This window comes from Alteromonas sp. MmMcT2-5 (genome assembly GCF_022348315.1).
GTDB classification, from domain to species: Bacteria; Pseudomonadota; Gammaproteobacteria; order Enterobacterales; family Alteromonadaceae; genus Alteromonas; species Alteromonas macleodii.
The window spans coordinates 36,445-43,412 of record NZ_JAKRFB010000036.1; the positions used below are offsets into that span (position 1 = coordinate 36,445).

The window sequence follows — 6,968 nt, forward strand, 5'->3', positions numbered from 1 at the left end:
AGGCTTTCCGTTTAAGCAACAATTTCAGGGTGAGCATCAATAACTGAAACAACTCGTTGCAGCAAATGGTTATCTTCTTCGCTTATCGAGTCGTATGATAACCAGTCAGCAAGAATGTCGGGAGCTGTTGCCGCTTCGCCTTGTTCCAACTTAGATGTCATCATTTGTAGCTGTACGCTAGAGCGTATAGATGCGTCTGCATCTGGGCTTGGCATACCAGTTGCGACTTCTAATGCTACCGTTAACCATTGTCTATCGTGCTGAGTTTTTTTATTTCCAGTTGACTGACCCAATACGCTTGACCAACGCTTCCCTAACGTTTCCGCTAGAGATTGCTCATCACCACTTCCCTCACCTACACTTAGCTGTAGTAAAGAAATCAGAGCCTTAGCTCGCGCCAATCGGGCTTGAGATTGTGCATTTTTCGCTTGCGCCGCGCGCTTACTTTCAAGTGAATCAATCTTTTTATCTACTTTCGTACGTTGCGCTCTAGGCAAGTCGGTTAACTGAACGCGAACGTCGCTTATTGATTGACTGAACGTTGCATCATCGCTGTTGATGTCAACAGCTTCCACTTGCTTGAGTAGCGAATCTACTAACGCGTTAAATGCATTATTCTGTACTTTCCGCTCGGCTTTTAAACGTTCAAATACGGTGTCATTGGCAGCCTTAAATTCTGCCCACAACTTACTCTCTTCACGTTTACCTGCATGGCCTACTTGCTTCCATTGGCTTTGTAATTGCTGAGCCTTGTCGGCAGCGCCAGCGACATCTTCTTCCGTAGCAAGTTGACAAGCTTGGGTGACTAACGCACGCTTTTGGGCTTGGTTGTCACTTTGCCATTGATTTACTTTTGCCTGAATGGGCGATGATACCGCCTTCCATTCTTGCTTCAGCTGTTCATAAATTTCACGTTCAACCTGACCTGCAGCGTGCCACTGTTTAGACACTCTATCGAAAACTTTCACTAACTCGGCTTCCGGCATGTTAATGTCCATTGCCTTAACCGTAGCGATAATCGACATGCGCTGTTCACGCGCAGCAGCCCGCTGTGCATCTAACTTCGCATAATGCGCTCTACAAGGCTCGAAGGCCTTTTCAAGTGCATCATCGAATTGCTGCTGTAACAACGCGTCATCACTACTTTCTTCACTCGTTGACGATGACGGTGTTAGTGATAACCATTGCTTACGAAGATACTTAATGGCTTCACTTCTTTGCTTAATATTTTCTGCATCAGCGCTGGCTAACGCTTTTGCTTCCTCTACAAGAGCGGGTTTGCGCGGCGCAGCAAGGTAATCCTGCCATCCTTCTAAGCGCGACACATCACCAGCGGTCTTTTCAAAACGCTTCTCTACATACTTTTTCGCTGAACCAGGAAGCGCAGCATAACTTTCCTGAAGCTTTGCAAATTTTGAAATAGCAACGCGGAATTTACCCTGAGCAATTAAGTTATCGATAACGCTAATGTGCTTTCTAATGTGTTTTACTTGCTCATTTTCTTTGGATTTTTGAGCGCGCTCTTTGGCATTTACACTGCTTGTCGCTGCGTTGAAACGTTTAGACAACGCCTTAGGAATGGCATCGATTTCGCAACTAAGCGCTTTATACGCTTGACGTGCTTCGTCAAACTCCGCTTTAAGAGCCACTACACTACTGCTTTGTAATGCGTCGCCACCATTTACCTGACTCAAATCCTCAGTCGATGCGCTAGCTTCTTCAACGCTCACATCACGGGCGTCTTTGTCCGACTCGCTATCGCCTGCCGAAACGATCTTAGCGGCAATGTCTTCGAGCGACTGAAGTTTTATCAGTAGCTTTTGGCCGTATTGCTGCTGCATAGAGAAGCGATCAAGCTGCTCGTTTAGTTCGTCGACAGAGCGCTTAATCTGTGTAATTCGCTTATCAGTTGCAGATTCATCATCGAGACGCGCTAGCTGTTCGAGCGTTGCTTCAACACCGCGCACGCTTTCATTAACCGTAGCAACATCAGCAAGCGTCGCTTCACAAAGCCTGTTATTGTACAACCAAGCTACCTGCTCCTTGGCATAAGTAAGCTGCTGTTCGCACAATGCTTTGGTATTGGCACGTTGCGACGCTTGTTGCTTCTCTTCCCATGCTGGGCGGATACGGCTTAAATATCGCTCGAGCTGCTCACCTATACGCGCGCGCTTTTCTTCATAATCAGCGCGTTCTTCTGAAGTGAGTAAGTCAATTTGAGCAAACAACCCAGTCAATTCGCTCTCAAGTTCGCTGCGCTTTTCATCAATGGTTTCTACATCTGATTTGTCGAGTAAAGCCTGATATTTTGAAAGTCCCAGAGTGAGCTGCTTTTTAAGCTCCACTGGGCGCTTTGCAGCCTCTTTGATAGCGTCAATACGTGCATTAATCTGCTTTGTAAGCGCATCATCTGACACTTTCTTAGCTAGTTTCTGTAAATCTGATACGTCTGAATGGGCGTTTATTAGCTGGGTTTTCAGTTGGGGACTTGCGCCTTCTAAAAAAACAAACTGGGTGAAAGATGTCTTCGCTACTTTTTCGATTAGTGCGTTAGCTAGCGCATCATCTTGTAACAGCATAGGCTCTTTCTTCAACATTTGCGGTACTAACTGCACTACCAAATCGGCGTTGGCTGTTTCAGTTAAAAAAGAGAATATCTCTTGGCGGGAGAGTGTGACATCCCCCTCGCCTAACAAAGCGGCGTTTACCTTTTTCTCCGCCGCTTTTTTAACGCGAGACTGCTTGGCAATTTGTGACATTTTAAGCCACAGCACAAAGCTATTAAGCTTTTCGAGTGCTGCTAAACTGACATTTGCATCTTCGTCATTAAATGCCAGTTCGTGAAGAATTGTTTTTTCCTGTGCCTTTTCGGGAGAGAGACTCTCGATTGCCTGCATCCGTTTTTCAGGCTTTGGGCTTTGGTGTGAAGGCGCAAATATACGACTAAATATCATCCTGTTTAAACCGCGCTATTGTATTATTATCATCCTGCTCATCGCGTAACGAGCGTTTAAAGTCGGCTTTACTTTTATGTACGATTTCGCCGCTTTCACCTACTGTCATATGCTCAGAGGACTTTTCTATTTTTGCTTGATACAGCATAACAGCCTGCATGCTGCTTGCTTTTTGCTCTTCGTTTAAAGGCGTGCCATCTGGCCACTTACCTGTTTCAACAGCCTGACGCAGACGCTCGTAAATCTCCGGCGTCATGCTGGCTAAAAGTGCTTCTATATTCATTTAGGAAAAACGCTTTATGTAAACAATACGCGCGCGGTTTACTAAGTACCAAACAAAGCCAACCACTGCGCCCAAAATAGCTAAATTATGTTGCAAATCACCTGGGTGTGTTCCGCCCCAATACATGAAGCCAAAACTCGCAACGAATATCAGCATAGCAAGAAGGGATTGGTTCTGGATACTGGCTAACTTTTTAAATCTTTGTAAGCTTTGTTTGCGCTCTATATCTTCAGAGGTCGCATCACCGATTTTAAAGTCACAGTGAGGACACGTCTTCGCTTTGTCAGACGTTTTTTTGTTACACGAAGGACAGTCAACTAATGCCATATGTTGCTCCTGTTTATTGGGTGCGAAATGGAAATGCGCAACTCGCTATTGAGCGAAGACGCATTTATACGCGGATGGGTATCATACTTAAGTTCATCACAACAATGAAGTCGATTCTGTGGATTAACCTTATCGCCATAAAACAAAAATGCGCAGGGTGTTAACTTTTATACAAAGTTCACCGCTACGCATTTTTACCTGATAGCCAAGTTGCATTCCCTTCAGTGAAACTCAAGAAGGGGCGATGCTTTAGGCAATACTCACCTTATTTTTTATGTCGAGACCAGTAGTCGTTAACCGTTTCTTTCATCTCTTTACAAAGCAACATGATGCCGAACAAGTTTGGCAAGGTCATTACCACGATAGCCACAGCTGAAAGTGCCCAAACTAATGTGGTGTCAGAGAATGCAGCCCAAACGAAACCGGCGACGTAGATGACGCGATACGGCATTACGGAGCGAGGACCGAACAAATATGTCATAGCGCGATCACCATAATATGACCAAGCGATGGCGGTTGAGAACGCAAACAGCATAAGCCCAATTGACACAATATATTGACCGAAATCGCCAAAGAAACCGCGAGTAAAGGCAATGGTGGTGAGCGCTGCCGAGTGAACCAGTGACTTACCGCTTACTTCAAGGTTCTCTTTAACCGGCTTTCCGTCGACAATCTTAAGCGTGCCAGTAAACAAGTCTTCACTACCTACTGCATACTTCACGTCTTCTGCTACAGACCTAGCGTTAAGCAGTGTAAAACCATCGCTTACCGCCGTGCCGTTAACAACGGTAATTGAGCCAGTATAAGGCTGTACATTGTTACCTTCAATTTCATTCAAGTAACCATATAGTTTGTTTACGTCATCCTGATTCGAGTCGTCGTATTGACCTGCAACAAAGTACATGTCTGAACGATCGAAGACGTTTTCGTGTTTTTCTTTCCACACGCCAGACGACAAAATAACCAAACCCGTTACGGTACAAATTAGAATAGTGTCGATAAAGGGTTCAAGCAGTGACACCATACCTTCTGAAGCAGGCTCTTTTGTTTTTGCCGCTGCGTGAGCGATAGGTGCAGAGCCTTGACCCGCTTCGTTTGAAAACAAGCCTCGGTTAACCCCACGGTTAAACGCATAAGCTAACGAAGCTCCCAAGAAACCACCTGCGGCAGCTGAACCAGTAAACGCATCACCGATAACTGCGGCAAACGAAGGCCCTATGTTGTCAAGATTAGCGAAAATAACCGCTAGCGCACCGATGAGGTAGATAACAGCCATAACTGGAACAACACGCGCTGTAAACGCGGCAATGCGTTGGATACCACCAAGAATTACCAAGGCTAGAAGAATACCCAGTACACTACCTACCATCCAAGGTTCGAAGCCAAATGTTGCTTCGATACTTTGCGCGATACCATTACTTTGAGGAAGGTTTCCGGTACCAAATGAGCTGACTACCGTTGCAACAGCAAATGCAACCGCTAACCACTTCATGTTTAGGCGACGGTCCATGTAATACATAGGGCCACCGGCCATGGTGCCGTCTTCTGTCTTTACGCGATATTTGTGCGATAGAGTAACTTCAACGAATTTTGTAGTCATACCTAAAAAGGCGGTTACCCACATCCAAAATAGTGCAGCGGGGCCACCAAGGAAAATAGCGAATGCAACACCTGAGATGTTACCTGTACCTACGGTACCAGACAGTGCGGTTGTAAGTGCGCGAAAGTGCGTGGTGTCGCCTGGATCGCTTTCTTTATCAAACTTACCGGTAACAACTTGCCAGGCATGTTTAAAGAAACGAATTTGCGGAAATTTAAGATAAACCGTAAAGAAAAGACCTACGCCTAACAGTACATAAGGAAACCAGAACGCGCCTCCTAAGAATCCATCGAGCATAGTTAGAAAACCATATAACCCTTCCAACGTTATTCCCCTTTTTTATTATGTTTAATTGTTGTTTTATTTTAATAATTAAAAGGCCTCTTTTTGTCGAGGCCTTTTTGCGGAAACTTTCGCTTCCTTATTTTTATTTTATTGCTCTGATGCTTTTAGCTTTTTAACAACTGCATTCACACCAATAAGTAAATCTTCACCTAATTGACGGCTACGCTGTACCGACCAACCGTAGATATCGTCCGGTACATCTGCATTGTCTTTAAATGGCATTTCCACCGTATATGCCATACATTTGAATTTCTCGCCCACCGCATTTGACGCTACGGTTAAATTAGCCTTGCCTGGCTCATCTTTATCGTAACCAAATTCATCTTGAAACTCTGGCGTAGCGTTCAACAGCGCATCTTTAAACGTATTTTCAAGCATTTTGATGGTGTCATTGTAGCTAGGGTTACCCTCACTTCCTGCGACAAAGTTGTACGGCAATGCCTCATCACCGTGCAAATCAAGATACATGTCTACACCAATTTCGCTCATTGCATTCAGTACGTAAAGTACTTCTGGGCTTTTTTCTTTCGATGGTGTCGCCCACTCACGGTTTAGATTGGTTCCTACAGCGTTGGTACGCAGATGACCGCGTGCGCTGCCGTCTGGGTTCATGTTTGGCACAATGTAGAAAACAGCATTATCAAGCAACTGTCGCGCCAAACCATCTTGCTCGTCGAGCAGACGATAAATAATACCTTCGGCACACCACTCGGCCATGGTTTCGCCAGGGTGTTGACGTGCCGTGATCCAGACTTTTTTCTTTTCTGGTGTTTCTTCACCGATAACCAGCATAGACATATCACGGCCATCAAGGGTAAGGCCTAGGAATTTGTGCTCGCACAGTAGTGACATCTGCGCGTCGTGCACAAGATCAAGGTGACGTTCGTAGCTAAAAGGAATGAAATACGCGAAGTATACGCTTGGCTGTTCTAGCGTTAGTGAGAACGTAAGATTGTCACCGTCAAATTCGCTAGGAATTCTAAACCAAGTTTGACGGTCGTAAGACGCTAGAACGTTATACCCCTTCCAACCCTCTGGATACGCTGACTTAGCCAGATTACCAATAGTCATTGTGTGAGTTACAAAAGTTTCGCCCACTAAACGAAAATGGAACCACTGAGCAAATTCAGATTGGTTGTCGTTGGGAATGGTTAGACGGATATCGTCTGGTGATTGTGCGCTAACAACTTCAATGTTACCGCTGTCGAATTGACTGGAAATATGCATAGACTGTCGTTTTCCTCATTATTTGAGCGCTAATTTAGCATAGACGTAAACACAAATTCCACGCACACAGCGGGTTTTGTACTATCGAAAGTATACAAAATGTTTACACCATCAAAAAACCGACCACTTAGGTTAATGCCGATCAGTTAAGAATTTAATGATCGGTTGACCGATCTTTTTAAGGCTTCAAAATCCGGTATCAGGTAACTGATATCGGATTTTTTTATGGACG

Annotated in this window: 5 protein-coding genes; all 5 read right to left on the reverse strand. The window is 44.9% G+C overall.

From position 1 onward, the window contains the following. Positions 1 to 11: 11 nt before the first annotated feature. The 5 genes from MHN09_RS14850 to MHN09_RS14870 all read right to left on the reverse strand — a co-directional run bounded on the left by MHN09_RS14850 (position 12) and on the right by MHN09_RS14870 (position 6,736). On the reverse strand, positions 12 to 2,954 hold the full coding sequence (locus tag MHN09_RS14850) for a DUF349 domain-containing protein (RefSeq protein WP_239241232.1): 2,943 nt from the start codon (positions 2,952 to 2,954) through the stop codon (positions 12 to 14). After that, complete coding sequence (locus tag MHN09_RS14855; RefSeq protein WP_014949836.1) at positions 2,944 to 3,237, reverse strand: DUF1315 family protein; 294 nt, start codon at positions 3,235 to 3,237, stop codon at positions 2,944 to 2,946. The genes MHN09_RS14850 and MHN09_RS14855 overlap by 11 nt, the downstream gene beginning before the upstream one ends. Further along, positions 3,238 to 3,564 carry a zinc ribbon domain-containing protein gene (locus tag MHN09_RS14860; RefSeq protein WP_069944504.1) on the reverse strand — a complete coding sequence of 109 codons (327 nt, stop codon included), beginning with the start codon at positions 3,562 to 3,564 and terminating at the stop codon, positions 3,238 to 3,240. Positions 3,565 to 3,829: 265 nt separating this feature from the next. Continuing rightward, on the reverse strand, positions 3,830 to 5,488 hold the full coding sequence (locus MHN09_RS14865; RefSeq protein WP_014949838.1) for an AGCS family amino acid carrier protein: 1,659 nt from the start codon (positions 5,486 to 5,488) through the stop codon (positions 3,830 to 3,832). 108 nt (positions 5,489 to 5,596) lie between these two features. After that, complete coding sequence (locus MHN09_RS14870; RefSeq protein WP_039225346.1) at positions 5,597 to 6,736, reverse strand: M14-type cytosolic carboxypeptidase; 1,140 nt, start codon at positions 6,734 to 6,736, stop codon at positions 5,597 to 5,599. Positions 6,737 to 6,968 lie beyond the last annotated feature (232 nt).